28 protein-coding genes are annotated in these 26,861 nt (G+C 64.1%); 11 read left to right on the forward strand and 17 right to left on the reverse strand.

From position 1 onward, the window contains the following. Positions 1 to 86 precede the first annotated feature (86 nt). A complete protein-coding gene (locus CK230_RS11810; RefSeq protein ID WP_095817321.1) occupies positions 87 to 602 on the reverse strand; it encodes a hypothetical protein in 516 nt (171 codons plus the stop codon). 205 nt (positions 603 to 807) lie between these two features. Beyond that, a complete protein-coding gene (locus tag CK230_RS33440; protein WP_210201476.1) occupies positions 808 to 960 on the reverse strand; it encodes a hypothetical protein in 153 nt (50 codons plus the stop codon). Between the two features lie 449 nt (positions 961 to 1,409). Between CK230_RS33440 and CK230_RS11815 the strand changes: the two genes are divergently transcribed. Beyond that, on the forward strand, positions 1,410 to 2,348 hold the full coding sequence (locus CK230_RS11815) for a diacylglycerol kinase family protein (protein ID WP_095817322.1): 939 nt from the start codon (positions 1,410 to 1,412) through the stop codon (positions 2,346 to 2,348). Positions 2,349 to 2,420: 72 nt separating this feature from the next. Here the strand turns inward: CK230_RS11815 and CK230_RS11820 are convergent, their stop codons facing one another. From CK230_RS11820 to CK230_RS11830, 3 genes are read right to left on the reverse strand one after another with little or no spacing between them, the layout of a single operon-like run. Beyond that, positions 2,421 to 3,338: an NAD(P)-dependent oxidoreductase gene (locus CK230_RS11820; RefSeq protein WP_095817323.1), complete on the reverse strand. Its 918-nt coding sequence runs from the start codon at positions 3,336 to 3,338 to the stop codon at positions 2,421 to 2,423. Next, positions 3,335 to 4,546, reverse strand: a complete 1,212-nt coding sequence (locus CK230_RS11825; protein ID WP_095817324.1) for a mandelate racemase/muconate lactonizing enzyme family protein — start codon at positions 4,544 to 4,546, stop codon at positions 3,335 to 3,337. Before CK230_RS11825 ends, CK230_RS11820 begins: the two co-directional genes overlap by 4 nt. Continuing rightward, a complete protein-coding gene (locus CK230_RS11830; RefSeq protein WP_095817325.1) occupies positions 4,543 to 6,159 on the reverse strand; it encodes a GMC family oxidoreductase N-terminal domain-containing protein in 1,617 nt (538 codons plus the stop codon). The genes CK230_RS11825 and CK230_RS11830 overlap by 4 nt, the downstream gene beginning before the upstream one ends. Before the next feature lie 191 nt (positions 6,160 to 6,350). On the opposite strand from CK230_RS11830, the gene CK230_RS11835 reads away from it, so the two are divergent. Beyond that, entirely contained in the window at positions 6,351 to 6,746 is a 396-nt protein-coding gene (locus CK230_RS11835; protein ID WP_042646168.1) for an acyl-CoA thioesterase, read from the forward strand. 114 nt (positions 6,747 to 6,860) lie between these two features. Next, entirely contained in the window at positions 6,861 to 7,064 is a 204-nt protein-coding gene (locus tag CK230_RS32430) for a hypothetical protein (RefSeq protein WP_141246019.1), read from the forward strand. Between the two features lie 170 nt (positions 7,065 to 7,234). Here CK230_RS32430 and CK230_RS11845 read toward each other — a convergent pair whose 3' ends face one another. Further along, positions 7,235 to 7,603, reverse strand: a complete 369-nt coding sequence (locus CK230_RS11845) for a helix-turn-helix domain-containing protein (RefSeq protein WP_095817326.1) — start codon at positions 7,601 to 7,603, stop codon at positions 7,235 to 7,237. A gap of 90 nt (positions 7,604 to 7,693) precedes the next feature. Between CK230_RS11845 and CK230_RS11850 the strand changes: the two genes are divergently transcribed. The 5 genes from CK230_RS11850 (at position 7,694) to CK230_RS11870 (ending at position 12,204) form a co-directional block, all read left to right on the forward strand. Beyond that, on the forward strand, positions 7,694 to 8,299 hold the full coding sequence (locus tag CK230_RS11850; RefSeq protein WP_040989612.1) for an NADPH-dependent FMN reductase: 606 nt from the start codon (positions 7,694 to 7,696) through the stop codon (positions 8,297 to 8,299). Between the two features lie 198 nt (positions 8,300 to 8,497). Then, on the forward strand, positions 8,498 to 8,863 hold the full coding sequence (locus CK230_RS11855; protein ID WP_095817327.1) for an avidin/streptavidin family protein: 366 nt from the start codon (positions 8,498 to 8,500) through the stop codon (positions 8,861 to 8,863). Positions 8,864 to 8,994: 131 nt separating this feature from the next. Continuing rightward, entirely contained in the window at positions 8,995 to 9,543 is a 549-nt protein-coding gene (locus tag CK230_RS11860) for a helix-turn-helix domain-containing protein (protein ID WP_095817328.1), read from the forward strand. Beyond that, complete coding sequence (locus CK230_RS11865; protein WP_095817329.1) at positions 9,540 to 10,634, forward strand: HlyD family secretion protein; 1,095 nt, start codon at positions 9,540 to 9,542, stop codon at positions 10,632 to 10,634. Before CK230_RS11860 ends, CK230_RS11865 begins: the two co-directional genes overlap by 4 nt. A 7-nt stretch (positions 10,635 to 10,641) precedes the next feature. Continuing rightward, complete coding sequence (locus CK230_RS11870) at positions 10,642 to 12,204, forward strand: DHA2 family efflux MFS transporter permease subunit (RefSeq protein ID WP_095817330.1); 1,563 nt, start codon at positions 10,642 to 10,644, stop codon at positions 12,202 to 12,204. Positions 12,205 to 12,241: 37 nt separating this feature from the next. On the opposite strand, the gene CK230_RS11875 is transcribed toward CK230_RS11870, so the two are convergent. The 4 genes from CK230_RS11875 to CK230_RS11885 form a co-directional block, all read right to left on the reverse strand. Further along, complete coding sequence (locus CK230_RS11875) at positions 12,242 to 16,111, reverse strand: autotransporter outer membrane beta-barrel domain-containing protein (RefSeq protein WP_095817331.1); 3,870 nt, start codon at positions 16,109 to 16,111, stop codon at positions 12,242 to 12,244. Between the two features lie 522 nt (positions 16,112 to 16,633). Next, a complete protein-coding gene (locus tag CK230_RS11880) occupies positions 16,634 to 16,828 on the reverse strand; it encodes a hypothetical protein (RefSeq protein WP_095817332.1) in 195 nt (64 codons plus the stop codon). A gap of 129 nt (positions 16,829 to 16,957) precedes the next feature. Next, positions 16,958 to 17,134: a hypothetical protein gene (locus CK230_RS33075; RefSeq protein WP_176480068.1), complete on the reverse strand. Its 177-nt coding sequence runs from the start codon at positions 17,132 to 17,134 to the stop codon at positions 16,958 to 16,960. Between the two features lie 48 nt (positions 17,135 to 17,182). Next, the gene (locus CK230_RS11885) at positions 17,183 to 18,493 is read right to left on the reverse strand and encodes a hemolysin family protein (protein WP_095817333.1); all 1,311 of its coding nucleotides are present in this window, start codon (positions 18,491 to 18,493) and stop codon (positions 17,183 to 17,185) included. 221 nt (positions 18,494 to 18,714) lie between these two features. Here CK230_RS11885 and CK230_RS33080 point away from each other — a divergent pair, with 221 nt between their 5' ends. Beyond that, positions 18,715 to 18,891 carry a hypothetical protein gene (locus CK230_RS33080; RefSeq protein ID WP_176480077.1) on the forward strand — a complete coding sequence of 59 codons (177 nt, stop codon included), beginning with the start codon at positions 18,715 to 18,717 and terminating at the stop codon, positions 18,889 to 18,891. A 33-nt stretch (positions 18,892 to 18,924) separates the two neighbouring features. Here CK230_RS33080 and CK230_RS11890 read toward each other — a convergent pair whose 3' ends face one another. From CK230_RS11890 to CK230_RS11905, 4 genes are all read right to left on the reverse strand, one after another. Continuing rightward, positions 18,925 to 19,632 (reverse strand): LssY C-terminal domain-containing protein, encoded by a 708-nt coding sequence (locus tag CK230_RS11890; RefSeq protein WP_095817334.1) that lies wholly within the window; start codon positions 19,630 to 19,632, stop codon positions 18,925 to 18,927. Positions 19,633 to 19,758: 126 nt separating this feature from the next. Further along, positions 19,759 to 20,586, reverse strand: a complete 828-nt coding sequence (locus CK230_RS11895) for an extensin family protein (protein ID WP_095817335.1) — start codon at positions 20,584 to 20,586, stop codon at positions 19,759 to 19,761. Positions 20,587 to 20,722: 136 nt separating this feature from the next. After that, on the reverse strand, positions 20,723 to 21,811 hold the full coding sequence (locus CK230_RS11900) for an extensin family protein (RefSeq protein ID WP_245429887.1): 1,089 nt from the start codon (positions 21,809 to 21,811) through the stop codon (positions 20,723 to 20,725). Positions 21,812 to 21,848: 37 nt separating this feature from the next. Then, entirely contained in the window at positions 21,849 to 22,274 is a 426-nt protein-coding gene (locus CK230_RS11905; RefSeq protein ID WP_095817336.1) for a DUF3775 domain-containing protein, read from the reverse strand. Between the two features lie 178 nt (positions 22,275 to 22,452). On the opposite strand from CK230_RS11905, the gene CK230_RS11910 reads away from it, so the two are divergent. Beyond that, on the forward strand, positions 22,453 to 22,989 hold the full coding sequence (locus CK230_RS11910) for a tetratricopeptide repeat protein (RefSeq protein ID WP_095817337.1): 537 nt from the start codon (positions 22,453 to 22,455) through the stop codon (positions 22,987 to 22,989). A gap of 263 nt (positions 22,990 to 23,252) precedes the next feature. After that, on the forward strand, positions 23,253 to 23,726 hold the full coding sequence (gene greA / locus CK230_RS11915) for a transcription elongation factor GreA (RefSeq protein WP_027168132.1): 474 nt from the start codon (positions 23,253 to 23,255) through the stop codon (positions 23,724 to 23,726). A 140-nt stretch (positions 23,727 to 23,866) separates the two neighbouring features. Here greA and waaC read toward each other — a convergent pair whose 3' ends face one another. The 3 genes from waaC to rfaD are packed head-to-tail and all read right to left on the reverse strand — an operon-like array spanning position 23,867 to position 26,786. Further along, complete coding sequence (gene waaC / locus CK230_RS11920) at positions 23,867 to 24,841, reverse strand: lipopolysaccharide heptosyltransferase I (protein ID WP_095817338.1); 975 nt, start codon at positions 24,839 to 24,841, stop codon at positions 23,867 to 23,869. Then, complete coding sequence (gene waaF, locus CK230_RS11925) at positions 24,838 to 25,845, reverse strand: lipopolysaccharide heptosyltransferase II (protein WP_095817339.1); 1,008 nt, start codon at positions 25,843 to 25,845, stop codon at positions 24,838 to 24,840. The genes waaC and waaF overlap by 4 nt, the downstream gene beginning before the upstream one ends. Next, positions 25,818 to 26,786: an ADP-glyceromanno-heptose 6-epimerase gene (gene rfaD, locus CK230_RS11930; RefSeq protein ID WP_095817340.1), complete on the reverse strand. Its 969-nt coding sequence runs from the start codon at positions 26,784 to 26,786 to the stop codon at positions 25,818 to 25,820. The genes waaF and rfaD overlap by 28 nt, the downstream gene beginning before the upstream one ends. Positions 26,787 to 26,861 lie beyond the last annotated feature (75 nt).

Consider the following 26,861-nt stretch of genomic DNA (forward strand, 5'->3'; position numbering starts at 1 on the left):
CGGCTTTATCAATCGGGGCTGCGGCTTGCGAACCGGCCCACGCTAATTGTCATCGGCGTTTGAAGATCAAACTGTGCAGGCTTGGATCAAAGACCTGTCAGACCGGCCAGCCAGCTTGCCGAGCGCTTCGCAGCGTCCACCGTTGCGCCGGCGGCGCGGCTGAGGTCGGTCTTGACCACGGCATAGCCGGCCTTGGTGCGGTAAAGCACGGCGCGGCCGCCGTCGACCGATCCATCGAAGGCAACCGGCTTCGCGGCTTCGGTTTCGCTGGCGGTCACCATTCCGCCGACTGGAGCGCTCGGGCGATGGTCCAACTCGGGCGGCAGCGGGGCGAGGGTTTCGACGACGCGGTTCCTGGGCTTCAGATCCGGCCTGGAGGCTTTCGCGGCAAGCTCGGAGGAAGAGGCCGAGCCCTTGACGCGGCAGATGCCTGAAACCAGCGGATAATTGAAATTGCGCTGATGCAGCATCTGGCTCTTCATCGCCGCCTCGCAGTCGGCGATCGTCGCCCATTTGGCCGGCGTCTCGCCGATATATTCGCACAGCTTCGCGTCGCAGTCGCAGCCGACAATGGTCATGGCGACAAGGGCGGTCTTGATCACGGTCTTGTCCCTTCGAAATTGCTACCCATTCCCCACATGCATCAATCCATGCCGAACAAGGCGGGATTTGGCCGCGATTGTGAAATGTGGATGACGGGGCGTTTCCGAAGGTTGCTCAGGCGGCGACTGTGACCGAAATGCCTCAGGCAGGCCTGGCCGTCCCAAAAAGGCAGTCGGCGCTGGGATTTCTCCCAGCGCCTCCCTGTCAGATCAGGAACCGGTCGAGGCAGCAACTTCCGTAAAGTCGTCGCGCCATGCCAGCCTTGATTTTGACGGTCCTGCCAGTCGCCACCCGAAGGCAGCGCCCGTTCCAGACCACGCCGATCTCCACCCTTGCGGGCTTCGCCCAGCGTGCCATCGAAGGTTTTTCCCGGCCTTCATGGCAGCATCGGTCCGCCGTCGGCGTTGGCACGCTTTCCGCGGTACCCGTAGGTCTCGGCATCCGTCCCTCCAACAGGCGAGCCTGCTCTCGTTCTGGGCCGTACGGGCCTCAGGAAATCCGCCTTGCGCTTTTGCCTTTCGGCTGGGGCGTTCAGTGGCCGCCTGAGATGGGTTGAATGTACGCCGGGTAAGCGGTTTGCGGAATGCCCACCCGCCTGTGGATAGCGGGATTATCGGGGACCAACGGCAAAAGCCTCGGAATTCGGCGGCCGAACCCCTTAGACAGCCTGCCCCGCTTTTTTAGCGACCTTGGATGTTGGAGCCTTGCTCCGCCGACCGGTCCGCGTTTGAATGTCGGCAAAAGAGTTTGGGCGCCAGCATGAACTCTGCCGCGCATTTGCGCGATGTGCCTCGGGGGAGGTCGGATTGAAGGTCGGGGTGGTTCTCAATCCGATTGCCGGAGGCGGCAGCCTCAAGCGGCACTGGGCGGAGGCGGCGGCATCGCTCAAGGCGAATTTCGGCGATTTCGAACTGCGCGAGACGCAAGCCAGCGGCGACGCCGAGCGGCTGGCGATCGACCTCGCGGCCGGCGGATGCGAGCTGGTGATCGCGGCCGGCGGCGATGGCACCGCCAGCGAGGTGGCCGACGGGCTGCTGCAGGCACAATCCGAGATCGGTCATGAAAGCGCGCTTGGACTTCTGCCCTGCGGCACCGGCATCGACTTCGCGCGGGGGCTTGGCCTGCCGCGCGGCATAGGCGCCTCGGTCAAGCAAATGGCGGATGCCAAGGGCCGGAAAATCGACGCCGGCCGCGTCTGCTATATCGACGATCATGGCGCGCTGGCCAGCCGCCACTTCATCAACATCGCCAGCCTTGGCCTGTCCGGCGCCACCGATCGCGCCGTCAATGCCGACAAGCGCAAGGGCAGGGTCTCGGCCAAGGCGCTGTTCTTCTGGCGCACGGTGCTGGAGTTCGTCCGCTATCGCTTCCAGGACGTTCGGATCACCATCGACGACGGCGAGCCGGTCGAGGCGCGCATGGCGCTGGTGGCGGTGGCCAACGGCAAATTCTTCGGCGGCGGCATGATGATCGCCCCGGACGCCGAACTTGCCGACGGCCAGTTCGACATCGTCATCCTGCGCGCCGCCGGCAAGCTCGGCCTGATCAGGGACATTCGCCTGCTCTATGGCGGACGGCATCGCAACCATCCGGCCATCACCATCCTGCGTGGCCGCAAGGTGCTGGTTGAGCCTCTGGGCGATGCCGAGAAGAACGGCGCGCTGGTCGACATAGACGGGGAGTCACCAGGCCGGATTCCGGCGACATTCGAAATCCTGCCTGGCGCGCTGACGCTGAGAGGTTGAATCAACTGCTTGAGAGGCCGATTCAACCGGCGCAGTCAGGCGATTGAAACAGCTGGCTAAATTTTAGCCGGATTACAGTTCGAGCCTGGCCGGAAAGCCCGGCGCGCGAAGCTCCACGCCGACCGCATCCTCGAGCAGCTTGACGATCTGCGTCGACCAGGCGTCGCCGCCATAAGCACGCTTGCCTTCCTCGAAGATCGCGTTGACGCGTGTCGCCAGATCGAGCGGCGCGCCGAAATCCCGGCCCATGGCAAGCGCGAAGCCGAGATCCTTCAGCGCCAGGTCCATGGTGAAACCAATGTCGTAGGAGCCGTTCAGGATGAGCTGGCTTTCGGTCTCGTGGACGAAGCTGTTGCCGGAAGAGGCGACGATGGCATGGTAGGCCTGGGCGAGGTCGAGCCCGCCTTGCTTGGCCAGCATCAACGCCTCGCCGGCGGCGACCAGATGGATGAAGGCCAGCATGTTGGTGATGACCTTGATCACCGCTGCCGCACCGACTGGTCCCATCAGGAAGGATTTTGCGCACATCGCTTCGATCGCCGGGCGATGGCGTTCGTAGAGCGCGGCGTCGCCGCCGACGAGGGCGGTAATCCTGCCCGCAGCCGCAAGATGCACGCCGCCGGTGACCGGGCATTCCAGCGTCTCGACGCCCTTGGCCGAAGCAAGCGCGGCAAGCCGTACAATCTCGTCGCGACCATTGGTCGACATTTCGATCCAGGTGCCGCCCTTGGGCAGTCCCTGGAGCAATCCGTCCGAGCCGGCCAGCACCGCTTCGCTGACCTTTGGCGACGGCAGGCAGGTGATCGCATTGCCGGCGCGGGCGGCGGCTTCGGCCGGGCTCGCCGCCGCCGTGGCGCCGAGCGCGACGAGGCGTTCGACCGCCGCCGGGTCACGGTCGACAACGGTGACGGCGAAGCCGTGGCGCAGCAGGCTGGCGGCAAGATTGCCGCCGAGATGGCCGAGCCCGATGAAGGCGTAAGCGGTGGTCACGGCATCAGCGGCGTCTGCATCATCTGCAGATGCAGGTCCTTGCCGCTATAGGGATGCGCATCGCAGACCGCCTCGTCGAGCTCGACGCCGAGGCCCGGCTCCTTCGACGGGATGACGTTGCCGTCCTGCCATTCGATCTTCTTCTTGAGCAGGGTGGCGTGAAAACCATCCCACTGCTTGAGCGATTCCAGGATGAGGAAGTTGGGCAGGGTGACGGCAAGCTGGATGTTGGCGGCGCCGACGATCGGGCCGCAATAGCAGTGCGGCGCGACCTGGATGTGGTAGGCCTCCGCCATGGCGGCGATCTTCTTGGTTTCCAAGATGCCGCCCGAGCGGCCGAGATCCGGCTGCAGGATGGTCGCGGCGCGGTTTTCGATGACGCGGGCGAACTCGAATTTCGTGGTCAGCCGCTCGCCGGTGGCGATCGGGATCGAGGTGCCGCGGGCGACCTGCGCCATCACCTCGGGCATATCAGGCGGCACCGGCTCCTCGAACCACAGTGGATCGTAAGGCTCGATGGCGCGCGCCAGGCGCAGCGCGCCGGATGCGGTGAACTGGCCATGCGTGCCAAAAAGGATGTCGGCCCTGGTGCCGACAGCCTCACGGATCGCCTTGATCATTCGCGCCGAAAGGTCGATGTCGATCAGGCGCGGCTGGTGGCCGTCATAGGCGGTGTAGGGGCCGGCCGGGTCAAGCTTCACGGCGTTGAAGCCCTGCTCGACATATTCGAGCGCGCAGGCGGCAGCCATGTCGGGGTCGTTGTAGACATTCCGGCCGCGCGCATCTTCCGAATGGACGCTGCCGGTGTGCGGATAGAGATAGGTATAGGAGCGCAGCGTCTCGTGCACCTGGCCGCCAAGCAGCTTATAGACTGGCTTGTTCGCCTCCTTGCCGATGATGTCCCAGCAGGCCATTTCCAGCGCGGAAAAGCAGCCCATGCCGGAGACGTCGGGGCGTTGCGTGAAGCCGGAGGAATAGATGCGGCGGAACAGATTTTCGATGTCGTGCGGGTCGCGTCCGACGAGATAGCGCTCGGCCATGTCCTCGATCATCCTGGCGGTGACATGCGCCGAGAAGGTGGCGTTGTAGGCTTCGCCATAGCCGACCACGCCGCCATCGGTGGTGAGCTTGACGAAGATGAAATACTTGCCGCCGATGCCGGGCGGCGGGTTGCCGACAACCCAGGTCTTCATGTCGGTGATTTTCATTTCTGATCCTCCAGAACCAGGTCGGCGCCTTTCCATCCGGTCAGGATCGAGGCGGCGTTGGTGTTGCCCGTGATGTTGTCGGGGAAAATCGAAGCGTCGATGACGCGCAGGCCGTCCAGCCCGTGCACCTTGAGCCGCGGATCGACAACGGCGCGCGCGGCGTCGGGTCCCATGCGGCAGGTCGAGACCGGATGATAGACGGTGCCCGAGCGTTTCCTGAAATCCTGGATCAGGTCGGCGTCCGATTGTATCGAGGGTCCAGGCAGCACCTCTTCCTCGATGATCTCGGCCATGGCCGGCATTGCGGCGATCCTGCGCACGAACTTCACGGCCGCCAGCATCTCGTCGACATCGGCATTGGTCGAATAGGCGTTGGGCGTGATCCTCGGATAGTCGCGCGGGTTGCTCGAGCGGATCATGATCTCGCCGCGGCTGGACGGCCGGCAGTTCGACAGGCCGATCGAGAAGCCCGGCCAGGGGTCAGGCGTCAGGATCGGACGTTCGCCGCTCTTCGGGATGACGGTCGAGAAGGCCTGGAAATAAAGCTGCATGTTCGGCCGCCTCATCGAGGCGTCGGTGCGGAAGAAGCCGCCGGCATTGTTCATCGACAGCGAGAGCGGTCCGGAGCGCAAGAGGATGTATTGCATGCCGACGAGCAGCTTGCCCCACCATGGCCGCAGGATCTGGTTCAGCGTCGGCAGCTTGCCTTTAAAAGTGTAGTTGATGCCGACATGGTCCTGCAGATTGGCGCCGACATTGTCGTTGGCATGGACGACCGGGATGCCGAGGTTGCCAAGCAGCGCCGAGGGCCCGACGCCGGACAGCTGCAGCAATTGCGGCGAGTTGATCGAGCCTCCGGAAAGGATCACCTCGCGGCCGGCGCGTGCCGTCTTCTTCTCGCCGTTCTGTTCATATTCTATGCCGACGGCGCGTTTGCCCTCGAACAGGATTCTTGTCGCCAACGCGTTGGTCTCCACGCGAACGTTGCCGCGTTTCATCGCCGGCCGCAGGAAGGCGCGGGCGGCGGACATGCGGCGGCCGTTCTTGGTGGTGATCTGATAGACGCCGACGCCTTCCTGGGAGGCGCCGTTGAAATCCGGATTGAAGGGCAGGCCGGCCTGCTCGGCGGCCGCCAGATAGCGCTTGGTCAGCGGGTGCACAGCGCGCGAACAATCGGTGATACGCAGCGGGCCGCCGACACCGCGCCATCGATCGGCGCCGGCGTCATTGTCCTCCATCGCCTTGAACGAGGGCAGCAGATCTTCATAACTCCAGCCCGGATTGCCGGCGGCGGCCCAGGCGTCAAAATCCTCGCGCGCGCCGCGGATGAAGACCATGGCATTGATCGAGCTCGAGCCGCCGAGCAGCTTGCCGCGCGGCCAGTGGTCGGCATTGCCCGCTAAGCCGGGGTCCGGCTCGGCCTTGTAGTTCCAGTTGACGGTCGGGTCGAAGAAGGTCTTGCCGTAGCCGAGCGGCATCTGGACGTAGAACCTTTGATCGGTTCCGCCGGCCTCCAGCACCAGCACCGAGAAGCGGCCCGAAGCCGACAATTTGTCGGCCACGACCGAACCAGCCGAGCCGGAGCCGACGATGATGAAGTCATAAGTCTGCATGATAAGCGGGCGCGCTCCGAAATTCGCGGCCTAGCCTAGACATTGCCGGTTCACGTCGTCGCCGGACCTTCCGGCATGGCTTGTGAAAAAAGCGACCGCTCCGGCGGCGTGGTTTTCGCTTTCAGCAAAGCTTGCGACATCGCAACCGCATTGGTACGGGTTCAGGAAAGCAGCGGCTGAAGGATTTCCTCATGGTGCATTACGCGGACGGAAAACCGCTTGGCGACCTCACGCTGCGCACGCTCGCCATGCCATCCGACGCCAATGCGGCCGGCGACATCTTCGGCGGCTGGGTGATGGCGCAGATGGACCTTGCCTGCGGCATCCGAGCGGCCGAGCGCGCCAAGGGTCGCGTGGTCACCGCCGCGGTCAAAGAGATGTCCTTCGCCAAGCCAATGAAGATCGGCGACACGCTCTGCATCTACACCCATGTCGAGCGCGTCGGCCGCACCTCGATGGTGCTCAAGGTCGAGGCCTGGGCGCAACGCTATCTGTCCGACCTGATGGAAAAGGTCACCCATGCCGATTTCGTCATGGTGGCGCTGGACGGCGAAGGCAAGCCGAAGCCGGTTCCGGCCGAGAGCTGACAGGCTCCGATTCTCCCAAGCCTGCGCTTTGTAACAATGCTCGCGCCGTAGACGCGCTTCGCGACATCCAATGGTTGCCTTCGCGGCCCATCTTGAGGTCGCGAGGGGAAAACAATGCGTCAACACATGCTGAACGGCTGGCTCGTGGCAGCCCTTATTGCTTTGGTCTGCCTGCTTGGCATTACGGCCTACATGGAGGTCAGCAAAGACCTTCCACGCGTCGCCTGCGTGAAGAATCCGAAGGCGATCGACAAGAAGGCCGCGCAGCAGGTGAACTGCTCGACGGCGTGCTGCAACACTCCCGCTGTAAGCGCCTGATCGATGGCCGGCTAAAGACATTCATCTTTGTCGAGATGGATGCACCCAGACACCTGCGAGGCCGGCTGCCGAGCCGCGGGAGGTCCGATCAAAGCCGGAAGATACGATAGATCCGGCGCCGAGCCGCACGGGTCATCCAATGGTTCAGAAACCTTTGAACTACAAGGGCTTCAAGCCTGCTGGCTGTCGAATCTCGCCCGCGCTTCGCGGACCCGATTGGTGTTCTTGCGTGCCCATTCGCCAAGCGCGCCGACCGGCACGAGCAGCTCGTGGCCGAGCTCGGTCAGCTCGTAGTCGACACGCGGGGGAATGGTCGGAAACACTTTGCGCGTGACGAAGCCGTCGCGTTCCAGACCGCGCAAAGTGGTGGTCAGCATCTTTTGCGAAATACCGCCAACGGCGGCGCGCAATTCATTGAAGCGCAGCGCGCCGTCGCCCAGCTTGCCGACCACGAGAACGGTCCATTTGTCGCCGACCCGTTGCAGGATTTCCGACACGGCACGGCAGTCCTCAGTGATATGCGGGTGCCTCAGTAACAAAAACGTGCCTCCTTGCGCGCCAATTTGTCAGTATCACATATAGCGCCGGTATCCAAACGATACCAGAAATTCCCGCAAGGAGAGTCCCTTATGTCCAAGCCCAAAATCGCCATTGTCGTCGGTTCGACGCGCGCCGCCCGCTTCGCCGATGTGCCGACGCAGTGGATCGCCAAGATCGCCAAGGCCCATGCCGATATCGACGTCGAGATCGTCGATCTGCGCGACTGGCCGCTGCCCTTCTTCGACGAAGTCGCTTCCTCCGCCTGGGCGCCGTCGCAGAATGAAGTGGCGCAGCGCTGGCAGAAGAAGGTCGCCGAGTTCGACGGCTTCATCTTCACCGCCGCCGAATACAATCACGCGCCGACCGGTGTCTTGAAGAACGCCATCGATTACGCCGCCAATGAATGGAACAAGAAGCCGGCCGGCTTTGTCGGCTATGGCTCGGTCGGCGGCGCGCGAGCTGTCGAACAGCTCCGTCTGATCGCCGTCGAGCTGCAGATGGCGCCGGTCAAGTCGGCCGTGCATATCGCCTGGGGCGATTTCCTTGCGGTGCGCCAGGGCGAGAAGAAGCTCGAGGACATCGAGCATCTGAACCAGGCTGCCGCCGCGCTGGTCAACGACGTCGCCTGGTGGGCGAAGGTGCTGAAGGCCGCACGCGCCGCCGACGCGATCGCCGGCGAAGCCCAGGCCGCTTGAACGGTCGATAGAGTTTATCCTCCCAGTGGGAAAAGGGGCGGCGCCAGAGCCGCCCCTTTTCAATTTGCGGGAACCCAAGCTGCCTGCTTTGCTTGGTCCCGACCACGTCTTGGCGGTCACTTGACCGCCCGGAACGGTGCGCTAGGTGCAGGTCCGAATCCGCCGAAGACGAAGACGGTGCAGTCGTGGAGGAGCGGAATGCCTTGGCTTGGCAGATGGCGTAATCAGTATGGGTCAATCCTCGACATAACCGGCGAGGAGGGCGGCCGGATCGAAGGCAAGTTTCGCACGGCGCTCGAAGACAGCAGCTTCTATGGACAGACCGTGCCGGTATCCGGCATCGCGCATGGGGATGTGATTGGAGTGACGGCCGCCGGCGAGGGTACGGCCGGCCCGGCCGCGGTGAGCTACACCGGCATATTGCGGGACGGCAAGCTGGAGACGATGTGGTTGACGGTGGCGGGCAGCACCATCACCGGCAAGGAGGGCGAAACCGCTTCCCGCAAGCAGGTCGGAACCTGGCGTGCCTTTGGGACCAGCCTCGACACCTTCGTCCGAGAATAGCGACAGCCAGCGGACACCAGGGCCGCTCACGAGTTCGTGTCGGGCGATTCCAAATCTCCGCCGCAGCGTGACTTGCATTATGCAACTAACTTAGTTATCTGTGACTTGCATATTGAAAGTGAGTCACGAGAATGGTTGCCAGGACGAGCTTCGAAACGCGCCCATGCCCCATCGCGCGCAGCCTCGACGAGGTCGGCGAGTGGTGGAGCATCCTTTTGCTGCGCGACGCCTTCCAGGGCCTCACGCGCTTCGACCAGTTCCAGAAGAGCCTGGATATCGCGCCCAACATCCTGACGCGGCGGCTGAACAGCCTGGTCGAGCGAGGGCTGTTCGAGAAGCACGCCTACTGCGAGCGGCCGCTTCGACATGAATATGTGCTGACCGCCAAGGCTCGCGATTTCCGGCCGGTGCTTCTTTCGCTGCTTGCCTGGGGCAACAAACATCTGGCGCCCGAGGGGCCGAGCCTGGTCGTGGTGGACAAGGCGGACGGGCGCTGGGCCGAGCCGGTCCTGGTCGACCGGGAGACCGGCAGGGAGCTGGACGGTGGCGGCTTTGCCATGGCGACAGCCCCGATGGCCACCGACCGAATGCGGCAGCGCTATCGTTTCAGCACCGAAGGTTCGGGCCTTCCGCTGGTCGAGAATAGCCATTGCTGCCAGGAAGAGGCGCGAAGGAGATGAACAAGGTTCTTTCCCCGGCCGAATTGCAGACCACGGTCGTTGATCTTCCGAAACCAGCCAGGAAGCGGCGCAAGCCGCTGCTGCTCGGCGCCGCGCTGATCGCGATCGCTGGCGCCGGTTGGTATGGCTTCGAGTGGTGGCAGGCCAATCGCTTCCTGGTGACGACGGATGACGCCTATGTCGGCGGTAATGTCACGCCGCTTGCGCCGCGCGTCGCCGGCCATATCGACCAGGTGCTCGTCGAGGACAATCAGCATGTCACCGCCGGCCAGCCGATCATCCGCATCGACGACAGGCCGTTCAAGGCGGCGCTGGAGCGCGCGCAGGCGTCGGTGCAGCAGAAGCAGTCGGCGCTCGACAATCTGCGTGCCCAGATCTCGCTGCAGAACTCGCTGATCGAGCAGGCCGGCGCCGATCTCGAGGCCAAGAGCGCCGCCGCGGCGTTCACCGCACAGGACGCCAAGCGCTACGCGGTTCTTGCCAGCGCCAGGACCGGGTCGCAGCAGGATGCCCAGAAGAGCGCCGCAGCCGACGGCCAGGCGCAGGCCTCCGTCGCCGCCGCGCGGGCGGCGCTCGCGGCGTCGCGACAACAGCTCGACGTCCTCAACACCCAGATTTCGGAAGCGACGGCGGAAGTAGCTGCCGCCAAGGCGGATCTCGATACCGCCCAATTGGATCTCGGCTTCACGGAAATCCGCTCGCCGGTCGACGGCATCGTCGGCAACAGGCTGGCGCAGGTCGGCACCTATGTCTCGCCGGGCAGCTACCTTTTGACAATCGTTCCTGCCTCGGGCCTGTGGGTCGACGCCAATTTCAAGGAAGACCAGTTGCGCGCAATGGCCGATGGCCAGGCGGCGACCGTCTATGCCGATATCGCCCCCGACCGGCCGCTCAAGGGCCATGTGACCAGCCTGGGGCCGGCCACGGGGGCGATCTTCAGCGTCATCCCGCCGCAGAACGCGACCGGCAATTTCACCAAGATCGTGCAGCGGGTGCCGGTGAGGATCGCGATCGACGCCGATCAGGCGGGCAAGGTGGCGCTGCGGCCCGGCCTGTCGACGGTGGTCACGGTCGACACCGGGTCGCATTGAGGGCGCCATGTCAGCGCCGGCCGCCCCGCAATCGTTCATCGCCAGCATCCTGCCGTTCATGGTGATGTGCGTGGGGATGTTCATTGCGCTGCTCGACATCCAGATCGTCGCCTCCTCGCTGCAGGATATCGGCGGCGGCCTGTCGGCCGCGCAGGACCAGATCGGCTGGGTCCAGACCTCCTATCTGGTGGCGGAGATCATCGTCATCCCACTGTCGGGCTGGCTGACGCGCGTCTTCTCGACGAGGTGGCTCTTCACCATCTCGGCCGCCGGCTTCACGCTGGCGAGCATGCTGTGCGGGTTTGCCTGGAACATCGAAAGCATGATCGTTTTCAGGGCGCTGCAAGGGCTGCTCGGCGCCTCGATGATCCCGACGGTGTTCACCTCGTCCTTCCATTATTTCCAGGGCCCGAGGCGCGTCTATGCCGCCGCCGTCGTCGGCAGCATCGCTTCGATCGCGCCGACGCTGGGGCCGGTCATCGGCGGCTGGATCACCGACACGTTGAACTGGCACTGGCTGTTCTACGTCAACGTCGTCCCCGGGGTGGTCATCACGATCCTCGTTGCGCTGCTGGTCAAGATCGACAAGGGCGATCTGTCGCTGCTGAAGGGCGCGGATTATATCGGCATGGCGCTGATGGCGGTCAGCCTCGGCACGGCGGAATATGTGCTGGAGGAAGGCTCGCGCTGGAACTGGTTCGATGACGCCACGATCCGCAACGGCGCCGTCGTCGCCGTGGTCACGCTCATCCTGTTCGTCGTGCGCAGCCTGACCTATGCGCAGCCGGTGGTGGATTTCCGCGCCTTCGGCAACCGCAATTTCGCCATCGGCTGCTTTCTCTCCTTCATCACCGGCATCGGCATCTTCGCCACGATCTATCTGACGCCGCTGTTTCTCGGCTATGTGCGCGGCTACAACGCGCTTGAAACGGGGCTGGCGGTGTTTTCGACCGGCGTCGCCTCGTTGGTCGGCGTTCCGGTCTACATCTTCCTTGCCAAGCGCTTCGACACGCGCTGGCTGATGATGTTCGGCCTGGCCTCCTTCGGCGCCTCGATGTGGAGTTTTTCCGCCATCACCAGCCAGTGGGGCTCTGCCGAGCTTCTCCTGCCGCAGATCTTTCGCGGCTTCCCGCAGGTCTTCGCCGTGGCGCCCAGCGTCAATCTCGGGCTCGGCAGCCTGCCGCCCGAACGGCTGAAATATGCCAGCGGCCTGTTCAACACCATGCGCAATCTCGGCGGCGCGGTCGGCATCGCCATCTGCGGCGCGATTCTCAACAACCGCACCAATTTCAATTTCCTGACGATCGCTTCGCATCTGACGCCGCAGAACGAGGCGGCCATGCACCTCGTCGACAACGTTGCGCAGCGTTACGGCCAGTTGCCCGGCGCCATCGATGATGGCCACGCCGCGGCGCTGAAGCAGCTCTGGCAGCTCGCCTATCGCGAAGCTTCCACCATGGCCTATGCGGACGCGTTCCTGGTGATCATGGTGGCATTCGTCATCGCCACCGCGCTGGTGCCATTCCTGCGCAACGTGACGCCGAAGGCGCCGCCGCCGGACGCGCATTGATAAGGCCGGAAGCGGCAGCGAGTGGCCGCGACGGCATCTACCACTTCATGCTGAAGCCGACGGAGCCGCCGAAGGCATGACTGTCGCCGAAATCCTCCAGGCTGGTGCGCGCCAGCAACTCGCCATGGACGGAATAGCGATCGTCGGCCCAGCTCAGCGAGCCGCCGACGCCGAGGCCGCCCCAAAGCTGCTGCGGCTTGCTGGTCAGCCTGGTGCCGGAGACGTCGACATCGGTGCCGTCGAGGAAGTCGTAATAGAGATTGGCGATGCCATAGACATGCGAGCGGCTCGACTCGCCCGCGCTGCCCTTCCACTCGCTTTCATAGTCGGTGGAGAGGCCGAGGCGGCCGATCAGGCTGTCGCTGCTGCCGTTGGAGACCAGCGCGCCATAGGGATCGGTGAAAGTGTCGAAGTCGACCGAGGCGTAGGAGAGCTGCGCCTGCGGCGTCAGCGACCAGTTGCCCGCGAGCGCGATCTTCCGCCCGGCCTCGATGCCGAGGCCGTAGCCGAAGCCGTTGTTGCCGTCGGCAAGTTTCTTGCCGAGCGTGGCGGAAGAGAGATCGCTGTCGAACCAGGTGAGCTCGGCCTGGGTGTCGACATAAAAGCCGTTCTTGCCATACCAGGTCAGCGTGCCGCCGAAGCCATAGCCGGTTGCGTCGATCGAGCCGGTGCCGAAGGACGAGGAGACGTCCGATTTCACCGTCCCGTAGTGGACGGTGAGACCGCCGACCAGCATGCCGGAGGCGGTCTCGGAGAGCAGCATGTCGAGGCCGGCCTGCAGGCGCCACAGATCGGCGTCATAATCGGTGCCGGTGGTGCTCGTGCCCGGCTCGAATTCGCTGTGCGAGGCCTCGAGGCGCCCCCAGACGGGGTTGCCGCCTTGGATGCCGTCACCTGCCGCCGATTGCGCCTCGCCGCCCCACGAACGGTTGCCGATGCGCTGCTGCAGCGTGCCAAGCTGGGTGAAGCTCTGCAGCACGCCAGCATAGGCCTCGTAGACCGGCACGGCGGGCGAATAAAGCGGTGAGGTCGGGCCGCCCGGATCGACGGGATTGATCAGCGCCGAGCGCAGATACCAGTCGCCGTCGGCCGGGGTGCTGACGCCGTTCTGGTAGAGCCGGTAGGCATAGGCGCCGGCCACCACCGCCTGGTCGCCCTGGAAGACATAGTCGCCCTGCAGGTTGAAGGTGCCGGTGGAGACGCCGCCGACATCGACGATCTTGATGCCGTCGACGGTCTGCGCGCCGCCGCCACCGAGGCCGATCACCTTGATGTTGGCGGTTCCGGATGTGTTGCCAGTGATGATGAGCTTGTCGGTGGAAGAAGCATCGCCGTCGAGCATTGCTTCGATCTCGACCGTGCCGCCGGCGCCGGTGAAATTGCCCTGGATAGTCAACTGGCCGATCGAGTTGCCGGGCGCGATGACGCCGCCGGTCTGCAGCGTCGTCGACCCCACCGTGCCGTTGCCGCCGAGCGCGCCGCCATTGAGGATGGTCACCGCGGAGTTGGCGAGCGAGCCATTGACCGAGAGCTTGCCGGCCCCGATCGTCGTGGCGCCGCTGAGCGTGTTGGTGCCGGTGAGATTGAGATTGCCGCTCCCTATCTTGGTCAGCGTGCCGGTGCCGGAGATAACGCCGGAGAAGGTGGCATCGGCCGGCTGGTCAAAGACCAAAGCCGCGTTATCAAGAATGTCGCCGGTGCCGAAGCTCGTCGCCTGGCCGATCAGCGTGCCGGTCGAGATCGTCGTGCCGCCGCTGTAGGTGTTCGCGCCGGAAAGCACGAGCGTGCCGGTATCGGTCTTCACCAGACCGCCGCTTCCGGCGATCTGCGAGGCGATTGTTGCCGTCACGCCGGCGTCGGTCCTGATCGTCGTGGCGGCAGTGTTGGTGGTGAGCGTGTCGCCGTCGATCACATAGCCGTCGGTCATGAACTGCATGCCGGTGAAGCCGACCGTGCCGGCGGAATCGTCGACCGTGACGGTGCCGGCCTGACCGGCGAACACCGCGAAATCCTGACCCCACTTGCCGTTGATCGCGCCGTCGGCTTCCGTCCAGTTGCGGTTCGTCGCATCCCACACGCCGTCACCGCCGTTGATCACGCCGTTGTCGTGCAGCCCTGTATTGCCGCCGTCCCAGAAGCCCAGGGTTACCCCGGCCGTAGAGATCAGGTTGACCTGTCCGTTGATTGTGGTCTGGATGAAGAGATCGCTCGCGGCGACGGGCGTGGTCCCGAACTCAAGCCCGTTGTCCGTCAACGCACCGCCGTAGTTCATGAGCCGGTAGACGCCGGGGCCGAAGCCGCCGACGTCGGTGATGTTCAGCGTGCCGTCGAGGGTGAGATCACCGTTGACCACGATCAAGTCGTTGACGCCGTTGCCGACCGTCCCGGCAACGCCGAGCTCGTAGTCGAGATTCGCGCCTGCGTTGAGCGTCAGCGAACCGACTGTGAGCGTGCCGGGGCTGTCGCCCGGCGCGATTGTGCCATCCACCGTCACCAGCCCCGCGATCGTTCCCACGCCCGACAGGGTGCCGGAACTGTTGACGCTGACGGCTGTATTGCCGAGCGAGCCATCGACCCGCAACACGCCTGCATCGACCGTCGTCGCCCCGGTATAGGTGCTCGTGCCTGACAAGGTCAGCGTGCCGGTGCCGGTCTTGGTGAAAAGGCCGCTGCCGCTGATGGTGCCCGTCAGGCCAAGGTTCGCATCCGTCTGGAACGTGCCGTTGCCGGTCAGGGCGACATTGCGGCTGCTGGTGAAGGCGGAGGTCGTCTGCAGCGTGCCGCCGTTGAAGGTCAGGCTGCCGGGAGCAGCGCCGAGATTGGTGTCGGCGGAGACCGAAAGCACGCCGTTGGAGATCGTGGTCCCGCCGGTATAGGTGTTGGCTCCGGTGAGTATGGTCGTGCCGGCGCCGATCTGGTTCACCGCGCCGCTGCCGGAGATGAGGCCTGCATAGGTGTAGGTGTCGGAGCGGTCGAAGGCGAGCGTGCCGTTGTTGATGACGTCGCCGAGGATTGAGCCGGTCGTGCCGCCATTGCCGATCTGCAGCGTGCCTTGCGAGATCGTCCAGGCTTGCGTGGCGGTGTTGTCGGCGGTCAGCGCCCAGGTGCCGGTTCCAGTTTTTTCGAGGATGTCGAAATTCTGGTATTGCCCGGCGGCACCGATCGAACCATCCAGGATCGAAAAGCCCGTCCCGCTGAGCCGAAGGAGATCCGTGGTCGCCGTCGCGTTCGCCACCACGTTGCCGAAGATCTGCGAGCCATCCTGCAGTTCCAGGCGGATGACGCCCGTCGTCGGCGTGACGCTCGAGATCCATCCGATCGCGTTGGCCCCGGCGCCGGCGCGGATCGTGCCGCTGTTGACGACATCGATCGAGACGGTTGCGCCATTGGCCGCAATCGCGCCTCCACCGGCGCCGCCTCCTTCGATCGTGCCGGTGTTAATGATCTGACCGGCGCCAGCTCGGACCGAGATGCCGTGACCTCCGATTGAACCGGACCCACCGCGGATGGTTCCGTGATTGGTTAAGGTCGTGGCAGCGCCAGGGCCGCCGAAATCGACGCCAGGACCTCCGTTTCCTGTGGAGCTCGTTCCGCCTTGGACGAGGCCCATATTCGTAACCGACGCCCCGTTCCGGATTTGCAGCCCCGCTGCTGAACTGCCGCCGTCGGTACCCCTGAACGTGCCCACCAGTGTCCTGACGGCGCCGGTGCCCGTGATCAGGACGCCGCCGTTTGCTGGGCCCGAAAGCGTGAAACCTTGCGTGTCGATCGTGATGGATTTGGTCGGCACCGGCAGTGAAGTGCTGGCTGTGGCAAAGCTGGCGGTCATCACGATCGTCGAGGTGGGATCGCCGTCTCCATTCGCCGCGGTGATGGCAGCGCGCAACTCGCTGTCATTGCTGACCATATAAGTCGCGGCCGACGCCACCCCCTGGAAGCAGGCAGGCGATCGCCGCGCCGCTCACACCGGCAAGGAGCATTCCGTCCCGAATGCGCCGAAGCGCGCCGCCGCTCGTCTTCATTGGTCTGCCCGCACGTAAATCCGTTGCCAGCCACGCCGGATCGCCCGCACGGCGCACCGACCAAATCGCCGAGAGGTTAACTTGGCGTTTGATTCCTGTCGCGAAGTTGAATTGTCGATTATTGATTTATCGAGCACCGTTACTTAAAGGCAACATTAGCTATCTGGAATATGAGAAGTATAAATATAAGCTTTGACTTGAGTAATGACTAGAGCGGAGGGCGGACGACGCTTGCGAGGCGCTCGATCGGAACCCGGGCGGCCCGGCCCGCTTATCATGGTGACACAGGATTTGCGGGCCGGACCTTGCCCCGCGGCTTGGCCGCCAGGGCAACACGTGGTTAGCTTCGCCCTCGGTGGCTAACATTGACGATCGATAGTCCGCTCACGCGCCCGAGCCGAGGCCAATCAGGCGGAACCGCGTTCAAGCTCCGCCGACAACTCGACGGGGTCGGAAACGCCCCGTCCGAAAAGCGCCATCACCCTGAGCGCGATCCGTTCGCGCTCATCCTTGCCGGCAACGTGGTGCCTTGCGCAGTACTCGTTCAAGGCCTTTGTGAGAATGTCGAGCTCGGCGGAATCCGCCACGCCGCTTGCTGACATGCTTGCCTCCCTTGACAGGGGCGAAAGCATGATAGCCGCTTTCAAGCGTCCGCTTGCCTCTGTTCGGTACGGACGACGAATGAACGTTACGCTCGAAATGTGACCCTTACGGGTCAATTCGCCGTCCCGCTATTTCTTCTTCAGAAGCCGCGCCTCCCGAAGAAGCGAACTGGCGTCGATACCGATCATGTCGACAAGGTCGCGGGCCTGGGCCTCGGTGATGCCGGTTTCCTTCATGAGGAACCGGACCCGGAATTCCTTCTCCGCCTTCAGTCGCTCGTCATGTTCTCGCTTGTCTTCGGCCATGGATTGTTCCCCATGACCTGAAACCGCAAGTTGACGCGAAGGTTCCGCTCAGCGCGCCACGGGGCGATGCCCGTCGGGCAGGCGGGTGGCGATCAGCTTGTCGATGCGGCGGCCGTCGAGGTCGACCACCTCGAAACGCCAGCCTTGCGCGTCGACGCACTCGCCGGTCGTCGGCAGATGGTGGAGATGGGACAGCACATAGCCGGCGACGGTCTCGTAATCGCGGTTCTCCGGCAGGTCGATGCCCAGCACCTCGGCCATCTCGTCGGCCTGCATGTAGCCCGCGAGCAGCCACGAGCCGTCGTCGCGCTTGACGGCGTTCTCCTCCTCGCCGGCCTCCAGGTCGGAGCGGAACACGCCGGTGATGGCTTCGAGGATGTCGGCCGGCGTGACGATGCCTTCGAAATGGCCGTATTCGTCATGGACCAGCGCCATCGGCACGGCCGATTCCCTGAGCTTCTGGAGCACGTCGAGCGCGTCGGCCTGGTCATGCACGATGGGTGCGGCGCGAACATGCTGGCGCGGATCCAAGACCCTGCCGGCAAGAAGGGCGGCGAGCACGTCGCGCGTCTGGATGACGCCGACCATAGCGTCGACATTGCCGTCGCCGACTGGCAATCGCGAATGCTGCGTTTCCACCAAGAGCTTTCGGATCACCGTCTCATCGGATTGCAGGTTGAGCCAGTCGACCTCCGTGCGCGGCGTCATGACGGCGCGCACGGCGCGGTCGCCGAGCCGCATGACGCCGGCGATCATGCGGCGCTCGTCGGATTCGATGGTGCCGTGATGCTCGGCCTCGGCGACCAGCATCTTGATCTCCTCGTCGGTGACCTTCTCTTCCGCTTCGCCGGCCTGGCCGAGCAGCCACAGAACGGCGCGGCCGGAGAGGTCGAGCAGGAAAACGAGCGGCGCCGAGACGGTGGCGAGGATCGTCATTGCCGGCGCGGCCCTGACCGCGACGCGTTCCGGGTCCTTGAGCGCGATCTGCTTCGGCACCAGCTCGCCGACGATCAGCGAGGCATAGGTGATGATGGCGACGACGATGCCGACGCCGACAGGGTCGGCGATGTTTTCGCGGATGCCGGTCGACGCCAGATATTGCGCCAGCCTTTCGCCGAGCGTCGCGCCCGAGAATGCGCCTGAGAGAACGCCGACCAGGGTGATGCCGATCTGCACCGAGGACAGGAACTTGCCGGGATTCGAACCCAGCGCCAGCGCGCGGCCGGCGCCCCTGACGTTGCGGTCGATCATTGCCTTCAGCCGAGCCGGCCGCGACGAGACGATGGCGAGCTCCGACATTGCCAGAAGGCCGTTCACGAGGATGAGGACGGCAACGACAGCGATTTCAACGTAAAGCATGGGCGGTCAATAGCATTGCTGCAGTGCATTCGAAAATAGCCCGCCGGTATTTTTGGCAGATGACAGCCCGGAGCAAGGCAGGTGGCATCGACCCGGTGGCGGTAAGCCACACATGGCCGAGACGGACCAAAATCAGCGACAGGGTTCTGTTAAAAATCAAAGCGATAGAGCGGAACCAATATCAAATGATATGGTTAGGATAGCTTGTTGGGGGTTGCCGATTGGCGCTCGAACCCAAACGTGGCCTTATCCAGAAGCTTCTGGAAGAGACCGGCATTACCGAGACGCAGGCGCTGGAGTTGATCTCGCTGCTTGGATCGAATTGGTCGTCGCTGGTCCGGGAAGCGAAAGCCATAAGGGGCAGCCTGAAGCCGCCGATCGGGCCGCCGTCCGCGTGACAGTCCGCACTACCGCTCGGCTTCGCCGTGCCGTCACTCCCGCGTCTTCAACACGCCGATCACGGCCATGCCGTCGGTGAAGTAGGGATCGCCGCCGCCATTGCGCCCAGACTTCGTTGCGCCGATCCCCGGTATCTCGCTGGTGGATGTGAGCAGGCCGGCGGCCTTCAGGTCGCCGATCAGGAAGTCGCGCTCGGCGTCGATGTCGGGGCCGATATGGTGGGTGATGGCGCCCGTGTCGTGGCTGAGGCCGACGCCGCGGTCGAAGCTCGCGGCGCCCAGCCAAAGCGGGCGGCCGTCATCGCCGACCGCGTCCGTCAGCCAGAAGCGGACATGGTGACGCCGGTCGGCGCTGTCGCCGACCGGTTTTTCAAAGGCCAGGTCCTGGGCGCGACCGTCGAACAAAAGGCGGCTTACCGGCGCATCGGGGTAGGGATGGGAAAACAGGACGCTTTCACCGATGTCGATCGCGGTCCTGAGCGTTACGGCATCGGCCGTATCCCAGCCCGCGACCGCGAAGGCGTGGACCACCTCCTTCTCGGTTCCGACAAGGCCGACATTGATCGGATCGCCGGGAATGCCCTGCGGCGTATGCGTCACCATCTCGAAGGGGCGGGTGCGGAAGCCGCGCTCCCGCCAGGTCCAGAATTCCGGCGCGGCGACATAGGCGAGCGCCAGATAGGAGGCGCAAACTGCCGCAAGCCAGATCGCCGCCCGCCGCCTCAGGCTTCGCTTACCCACGACAACCCGCTCCCAAATTCTTGCGCGACTACTTTACGCTGTGTCGGCCGTTTTTGGGCAGAGGCCTGTGGACCCGATACTTTGTCGATATGGATGACGAAGCGGGTTGTTTTGCGATAGCCCAAATCAGCGGCAGGCGCGGTAGCCGCTCTTGCGGTTCTTGATGTCGAAATGGAAATGGTTGCGGTGGTCGTAATTGTAGCCGGGGCCCAGCACCGTGGTGAAGTATTCGCAGCCGTCGGCGCGCACATTGTTGAGGAAGCCGCGGGTGCGGAAGGCGAACAGGCCGGGCTTGCGCACGTCGATGTCGTCGCCATTGTTGAGCTCGATGCTCATGACGTCGAGCGCGTTGCCCTTGCCGTGTTCGGACAACACACCTTCGCCGGCGATGTTGCGGCAGGAATAGCTGGAGCCCTGGTGGATCGCCTTGACGCCGGAGAAATAGCGCCAGCGGGCGGCCGGCTGCAGCTCGTTCTTGGTCCAGGCGGCAAAGGTAGCGGCCATGTTGCAGGTCAGCGTCGCCGCCGGCTTCATCGCGACGCTGCCGATCGCCGAGACTTTTACGGGGAAATCGATGCCGCACTGGCCTTCATGGATCGGCTGGACGTCCTGATAGACGACGCCCATCCGCTTCAGCTCGTTGCGGCAGTCGATCTCGCTGGCAGGCATCTGCTCGAGAGGCGACATCGGCTCATCCATGCGCGGATAGGCGGCCTGGGTCATGTAGGGGTCAGACGGAACAAGGCGCTGCATGCCGGAATATTGCGGCGCGTCGGGCTGCGGCACGGCCGCCGTCTGGCTGCCGACATCGACGGCCGGCTGCAGCGCAAAGACGTCGCCCGTCGTGCAGGCCGATATCACCGCGATGGCGCCCGCGGCCAGCCCGGCGATCGCGATCCGCGCGCACTTGTTCCGTTGCGCCGCCAACAGCATAGCGCCAAGTCTTCGAGCCATCGAAAGCCATCCTGTCCCCGGATGGCACAAGGTTAACCCTCAACAGTAAAGGAAAGATCAGCGCCGGCATTCATGCCTGGGGCGGAAATGCGGCGCTGTTCTTGTCGGGGCGCGACCCGAAACTTTCGAGGTCGTCCTATTGGCAGAAAGTGCCGCCGTGGCGGCGTGGTTCCAGGTCGAGATGGAAATGCAGCGCATGGTCGGGGTCGGCGCCCGGCCCAAGCACTGTCTTGAAGGGCCCGCAGGCAGCCTTGCGTATGGCGTCGAGGAATTTCGCATCCTTCTCCGGAGGCGCCGGGCCGACCTCGATCCTGCTCCCGTCCGACAAGGTGAAACTGGCGATGTCGAGCGCATTGCCGAAGGCGTGTTCGGACAGTTTGCGGGTGCCGTTGCGCGGGCGGCAGACAAAGGCCGAGGCCTGGTTGACCGACTTCAAATCGGCGCCGAGTTCGGCCTTTGCCGTGGGCTGGACGACATCGGCCATGAAGCGCGCCGCTGCCTCGGCCATAGGACAATTGAGCTCGGTGCCGGGGCTGACGCTAATGGATTTGCCGAGCGTCTTCAGGATTATCGGATAGGGGATAGAGCAGCCGATTTCGGGATCGTGCTCGGCCTTGTGCTCCGCGAACTCGACGCCAAGCGCCCTTAGCCGCTCGCGACACGCGGTTTCCTCCGCCGGCATCTTGTCGGCCGGCATATCGGCCGAGCGGGGATCGGGAAGCATCTTTTCCTCGCCGGCATCGGCCGGCTTTTCCGGCGGTTGCGGCGCGGTTTCCGGCGGCTCCGGCTCCAGTTCGGCGGGCTTCTCCGGGGGTGTCGGCACGACATCCGGCGTCTCGGGCTCGGATTCCGTCCGCGGCGCGGACTGAGCGTCCTTCGAGCGCGGCGGTCGGGCGTCCCATTTCGGATGCGACTTCTCCTGGTTGAGGAAATCGTCATTGCTGTCGAGGCGGCTTTTGCCTTGCCCGGACCTATCGGCGCCGTTCTCCATGTCTTGAGGACGCGACCGTGGCGCCGGTGTCGCTTGCGGTGTTTCCGGCACCGGGGCGGCGCTTAGGCTGGCCGGCGGCAAATGTCTTTTGTGCCGATGGTGATGCTTGGCGGCTGCGGCTGGCGTTATCAGCAGGGCTGCCGCCGCCAAAGGCAACGCCAATCTGCACAATCCGGAAATGCTCAGCGTTGCCATCGCCCCGAAACGGCGGGCGCGTTGCGAAGTTGCCTGCATCGGGGTGCCTTGCCGATCACAATCGGTTACCGGCGCGTTACGCGCCGATGGCTTCAAGGCCTTCCTCCAGCCAGTCTGCAAGCATAGGCAGACCAAGCAGATATTTGGCCGTCCGCTTCCGGGGACGTTCCCTGGCGGCTGCCACCGCGTCCGCCCATTCGGACGCGTCATAGTCGCCGCGCCCGATCCAGGCGAGCGCGATCAGTTCGGCCGCTTCGTCGATGTTGAGATCGTTGATCAGTTCGCGGAATTCCTCCTCGGTGAGGTCTTCAGAGGCTTCCTCGATAAGGCCGTCATGGTGATGGCTGGCATGCGCGTCGCCGTCGAATTCGACCTCGTGCTCGGCGCCGTCGTCATAGTCCTCGTTGACGGCGGCGCTCAGCGCCTTGGCCTTGAGGATGAACAGGCGCACCGTGTCCGGGTCGATGGAAAGCTCCCATTCTTTCTCGAGGCGCTGCTGCACGGTCCTTCTCCACGTGATGCGCTTGGCCCCGATGATATCGGATTTGCAGCGCGCGTCACACCTGCAGGTAAATGCTTCTTTCCGGCCGCTGAAAATAGTTCGGCATCCGCCCGCATTTCGGGATGAAACCGCAATGAGGCGGCGTTAGTCTGCCATTGTCACGCTCACGGAGGCTTCGATGCGCAGACGATTGCTTGTTCAGGTCATGGCCATTGCGGCGCTGCCGCTGTTCGTGGCACCAGCCTATACCGCCGGCGAAGGTGGCGGCGGCAGTGGCGGCCAGACGACCACCTGCAAGAAGGGTGAGGTCTGGGACAAGAAGAAGAAGAAATGCGTCGTGCCGCAATATGGCATGCTGGATGACGACAGCATCTACGAGGCCGGCCATGATCTGGCGATGGCCGGGCGCTACGACGAGGCGATCTCGGTGCTGACGCTCGCCGCCAACAAGCAGGATCCGCGCATCCTCAACTATCTCGGCTATTCGCATCGCCATTCTGGCCGGGTCACGGTCGGCCTCGGCTATTACGAGGAAGCGTTGCGCATCGACCCCAACTATACGCTGGTGCGCGAATATCTCGGCGAAGCGCATCTGCAGATCGGCGATCTCGCCGGCGCTCAGGAACAGCTCAAGGAAATCGAAAAGCGGACCGGCACGGGCTCGCGCGAATACGGCATGCTGTCCGAACAGATCGATCATTTCCTGCGGAGCTGAACAGGGCTTCATGCTCTTCGGGCCGGCTGCGAGCAATCGTAGCCGGCTTTTTGTTGTTCGCCGCCAGCCGGCGTCCGCGAAAGCGGTGATCATTTCGCCGAACTTCATTTTTGCACGTGAAAATCGCGCCAATATCGCTATATTCAGGGAAATTGTGGTGAAACGGTTCCGTTAGCCCGAGGCTGCCGGACCGTTTTCTTTTTGTACCCATTTGACAAGGCTGCTCCCGAAAAACGGGGGTGGCGGCAGGAAAGGTCAGGCATATGATCAAGGTCCCGATGACAGGCGAGGGGTTCGCGTCATTGAAGGAAGAACTGCGTTGGCGCCAGCAAGAGGAGCGTCCGCGTATCATCGAGGCGATCTCCGAAGCGCGCTCGCATGGCGACCTGTCCGAAAATGCCGAATATCACGCGGCCAAGGAGTCACAGAGCCACAATGAAGGCCGCATCAACGAGCTCGAGGATCTGATCGCGCGCGCCGAGGTCATCGACGTCTCCAAGCTCTCCGGCGACAAGGTGAAGTTCGGCGCGACCGTCGTGCTCGTCGACGAGGACACCGAGGAAAAGAAGACCTACCAGATCGTCGGCGATCAGGAAGCGGACGTGAAGTCCGGCCGCATCTCGATCTCCTCGCCGATCGCGCGGGCGCTGATCGGCAAGGAAGTCGGCGACGCCATCGAGGTCAACGCTCCGGGCGGCGCTCGCGGGTATGAGATCGTCCAGGTGCAGTTTATTTGAGGACCTTTTGATAATTCTACTCTGGCGGCCGACTAGCACGGTTCTCTGCGCTTCCGGTGCTCACGTACTTTAAGTACGCTCCGCTCCGGTTCTCGAAAACCACGCTATTCGACTCGCCAGAGCGAATTCTGAAAAGGTCCTCACGCCGGCGCGTTTGATCTGAGCGCCAGCAGTCGTTCAGCTTCCGCCATCACATCAGCCGGTGTCACCTTGCCGCCAGCGGGCGCGAGCAAGGTCGATGCGAACCTCCCGCACGGGCCGGTGAGACCGGGTTCCGTCGCCAGGAAGATGGCGACCGTCGGCAGGGCGAAGGCGCTGGCGAGGTGGGTGAGGCCGGTGTCGGCGCCGATGACGAGCGCCGCGTGGCCGAGGATCGCTGCGACATCCGCGAGCGGCGATTTCGCAACCAGCACCGTCTCCGGCACGGCTCCGGCAATGGCTTCCGCGACGGATTTTTCAGCCTCGTTCGACCAGGTAACCACCGGCGTGAAGTGCCGGTCGGCAAGCTCGCGCGCGGTTTCGATCCAATCCTCGACAGGCCATTTCTTGTCCTCGCGGCTGGTGCCGTGCAGCAGGAAAGCGGTTTTGCCTTCAACGCCGGGCAGCGCGCCCACCGGCGGCACGATGCCTGACTCGAGCGCCGACAGGTCAGGCTGGTAGCCAAGCGCCAACCCGAACAACCGCCTGGTGCGCTCGATGGCGTGCAGGTCGCGCGGCACGGCGTATTTGTGCCGATAAAACAGCGTTGCCGAAGGCTCGCGGGCGCTGGTCCGGTCGAAGCCGGCGATCGGCGCGCCGGCCTGGATGGCGACCAGGGCCGATTTCAGCAGGCCTTGCGCGTCGATGACAAGATCGTAGCGGGAGGCGCGGAGCGCTCGGCGCAGCCCGGCCATCTCGCGCCATGTGCCGCCCTCGAAAAGCTTTTTGCGCCAGCGCCGAACGGCCACCTTGTGGATCACTCCAATCGCTGGATGCAGCGCCACGATGCCGGCAAACGGCTCCTCCACGCACCAGTCGAAGCTGATATCGGGCCGATTGCGGATCGCGTCCTCGACGGCTGGAAACGTGTGAATGACATCGCCCATCGACGATGTCTTGACGATCAGCACTTTCATGCCGCCGCCGGGACCTTGAGCAGGCGGTCGGCCGCGGCGGTGACACGCGCGACATCGAGCGTCTTGAGGCAGTTGAGATGCCCGAGTGGGCAGACCTTCTTGTGGCAGGGCGAGCAGGACAGATGCAGCCAGATCAGCTCGGAGCGCTCGCTGAGCGGCGGCGTGTTTTCCGGCGAGGTCGAACCGTAGACGGCGACGATCGGCGTGCCGACGGCGGCCGCGACATGCATCAGGCCGCTGTCGTTCGAGACCGCAAGCTTCGCCGCGGCGATCAGGTCGATCGCGTCCTCGAGCCGCGTCTTGCCGGCAAGGTCGATGGCGCCCGGAGCAAGTGCTGCGATCTCGCCGGTCACGCCGGCATCGTTCTTCGAGCCGAGCAGCACGACGCCCAGACCCTTTGCCATCATGTCCCGGGCAAGCCCGGCATAGTGATCGCTCGGCCAGCGTTTTGCCGGACCGAATTCGGCGCCGGGCATAAGCGCCACGAATTTCTTTCCCGTCAGCCCGAACCGCGCCAGCAGGTCGGCCTGGTTGGCCTTGTCGACGGTGAGCCTCGGCGCGCGAAAAGTGCCGCCGCGCGCGAGGCCGAAATAAGCGCGCGCCGTGCGTCGCTTCAGCGCTTCGGGCAGCGGCACGATGTCGGTCAGCAGGCCATAGCGCATTTCGCGCAAATTGCCGACACGCTGTGGGATGCGGGCAAAGAACGGGATCAGCGCCGATTTCCAGCTCCCCGGCAGCACATAGGCCATGTCGTAGCGACCGCGCAGCAGGCGGCCGAAGCGCCTGCGGCTGCGGAATTCGAGCGCTCCCGGCATCAGCGGGAAGTCGATCTGGCTGCGTATCTCGGGCATGCGCTTGACCAAGGGCGCCGCCCAGGCCGGCGCCAGCACGTCGATCGCGGCATGCGGATGTTTTTCCTTCAGCGCCGCAAACAGGCACTGTGCCATGACCATGTCGCCCACCCAGCGTGGGCCGATCACGAGGATCGTTGGGCCTTCAGCCATTCGACATAGTCCCTGACGCCGGTTTCGACTGTGCGGAATTGGCCATTGTAGCCGGCCGCGCGCAAGCGGGACATATCAGCCTGCGTAAAACTCTGGTAGCTCCCCTTGAGGTGGTCGGGGAAGGGGATGAATTCAATCTCGCCCTTGCCAAGCGTGTCGATCACCGTCTCGGCGATGGCGCGGAACGGCTGGGCGCGGCCGGTGCCGCAGTTGAAGATGCCACTCAGACCACGCTTCCACAGCCACAGGTTGACCTCCGCGACGTCGCCGACATGGATGAAGTCGCGGCTCTGTTCGCCGGGGCCGAAATCGCCATAGGCACCGAAGAGCTTCGGGTTTTCGCCGCGCTCGACCTGGTTGAAGAGATGGAACGCGACCGACGCCATAGCGCCCTTATGCGCCTCGCGAGGCCCGTAGACGTTGAAATAGCGCAGGCCCACCACCTGCGAATGATCATTGTTGTATGAACCATTTGGGTCGAAGACGTTGCGGCGCACGTAATCGTCGAACAGCTTCTTCGAATAGGCATAGACGTTGAGCGGACGCTCGAAGTCGGGCTCCTCGCGAAACTCGCTGCCGCCGCCATAGACCGAAGCCGACGAGGCATAGAGGAAGGGTACGCGCAAGGCCAGGCAGGCATGCAACAGGCGCTTCGAATAGGCGTAGTTCACCTCCATCATGAACTTGCCGTTCCATTCGGTGGTGGTCGAGCAGGCGCCCTGATGGAACACGGCCTCGATGCGGCCGAGCGCGCCATCCTCGAGCCGGGCGAGAAAATCGTCCTTGTCGAGATAGTCGGCGATCTTGAGATCGGCGAGGTTGGCGATCTTGTGGCCGTCGGTGAGGTCGTCGACGACGATGATGTCGTCATGGCCCTCGGCGTTGAGCGCGGCGACGATGTTGGAGCCGATCATGCCGGCGCCGCCCGTGACGATGATCATGAAGGCCTCTGTCTGCTTGCGATTCCGGCTCTTATAGGGGAGGCGGAGGGGAGTGTCGATAAAGCTCGCCAGCCG

The sequence above is a fragment of the Mesorhizobium sp. WSM3859 genome, assembly GCF_002295065.1.
Classification (GTDB): Bacteria; Pseudomonadota; Alphaproteobacteria; order Rhizobiales; family Rhizobiaceae; genus Mesorhizobium.

Bases quoted from the DNA above. Each gene is read 5' to 3' on its own strand.
- CK230_RS33440 (WP_210201476.1), bottom strand. From the start codon at position 960: ATGGCACGCTGGGCGAAGCCCGCAAGGGTGGAGATCGGCGTGGTCTGG.
- CK230_RS11825 (WP_095817324.1), bottom strand. From the start codon at position 4,546: ATGAAAATCACCGACATGAAGACCTGGGTTGTCGGCAACCCGCCGCCC.
- CK230_RS11830 (WP_095817325.1), bottom strand. From the start codon at position 6,159: ATGCAGACTTATGACTTCATCATCGTCGGCTCCGGCTCGGCTGGTTCG.
- CK230_RS11835 (WP_042646168.1), top strand. From the start codon at position 6,351: ATGGTGCATTACGCGGACGGAAAACCGCTTGGCGACCTCACGCTGCGC.
- CK230_RS32430 (WP_141246019.1), top strand. From the start codon at position 6,861: ATGCGTCAACACATGCTGAACGGCTGGCTCGTGGCAGCCCTTATTGCT.
- CK230_RS11850 (WP_040989612.1), top strand. From the start codon at position 7,694: ATGTCCAAGCCCAAAATCGCCATTGTCGTCGGTTCGACGCGCGCCGCC.
- CK230_RS11855 (WP_095817327.1), top strand. From the start codon at position 8,498: ATGCCTTGGCTTGGCAGATGGCGTAATCAGTATGGGTCAATCCTCGAC.
- CK230_RS11860 (WP_095817328.1), top strand. From the start codon at position 8,995: ATGGTTGCCAGGACGAGCTTCGAAACGCGCCCATGCCCCATCGCGCGC.
- CK230_RS11865 (WP_095817329.1), top strand. From the start codon at position 9,540: ATGAACAAGGTTCTTTCCCCGGCCGAATTGCAGACCACGGTCGTTGAT.
- CK230_RS11870 (WP_095817330.1), top strand. From the start codon at position 10,642: ATGTCAGCGCCGGCCGCCCCGCAATCGTTCATCGCCAGCATCCTGCCG.
- CK230_RS11875 (WP_095817331.1), bottom strand. From the start codon at position 16,111: ATGGTCAGCAATGACAGCGAGTTGCGCGCTGCCATCACCGCGGCGAAT.
- CK230_RS11880 (WP_095817332.1), bottom strand. From the start codon at position 16,828: ATGTCAGCAAGCGGCGTGGCGGATTCCGCCGAGCTCGACATTCTCACA.
- CK230_RS33075 (WP_176480068.1), bottom strand. From the start codon at position 17,134: ATGGCCGAAGACAAGCGAGAACATGACGAGCGACTGAAGGCGGAGAAG.
- CK230_RS11885 (WP_095817333.1), bottom strand. From the start codon at position 18,493: ATGCTTTACGTTGAAATCGCTGTCGTTGCCGTCCTCATCCTCGTGAAC.
- CK230_RS11895 (WP_095817335.1), bottom strand. From the start codon at position 20,586: ATGGCTCGAAGACTTGGCGCTATGCTGTTGGCGGCGCAACGGAACAAG.
- CK230_RS11900 (WP_245429887.1), bottom strand. From the start codon at position 21,811: ATGCAGGCAACTTCGCAACGCGCCCGCCGTTTCGGGGCGATGGCAACG.
- CK230_RS11910 (WP_095817337.1), top strand. From the start codon at position 22,453: ATGCGCAGACGATTGCTTGTTCAGGTCATGGCCATTGCGGCGCTGCCG.
- greA (WP_027168132.1), top strand. From the start codon at position 23,253: ATGATCAAGGTCCCGATGACAGGCGAGGGGTTCGCGTCATTGAAGGAA.
- waaC (WP_095817338.1), bottom strand. From the start codon at position 24,841: ATGAAAGTGCTGATCGTCAAGACATCGTCGATGGGCGATGTCATTCAC.
- waaF (WP_095817339.1), bottom strand. From the start codon at position 25,845: ATGGCTGAAGGCCCAACGATCCTCGTGATCGGCCCACGCTGGGTGGGC.
- rfaD (WP_095817340.1), bottom strand. From the start codon at position 26,786: ATGATCATCGTCACGGGCGGCGCCGGCATGATCGGCTCCAACATCGTC.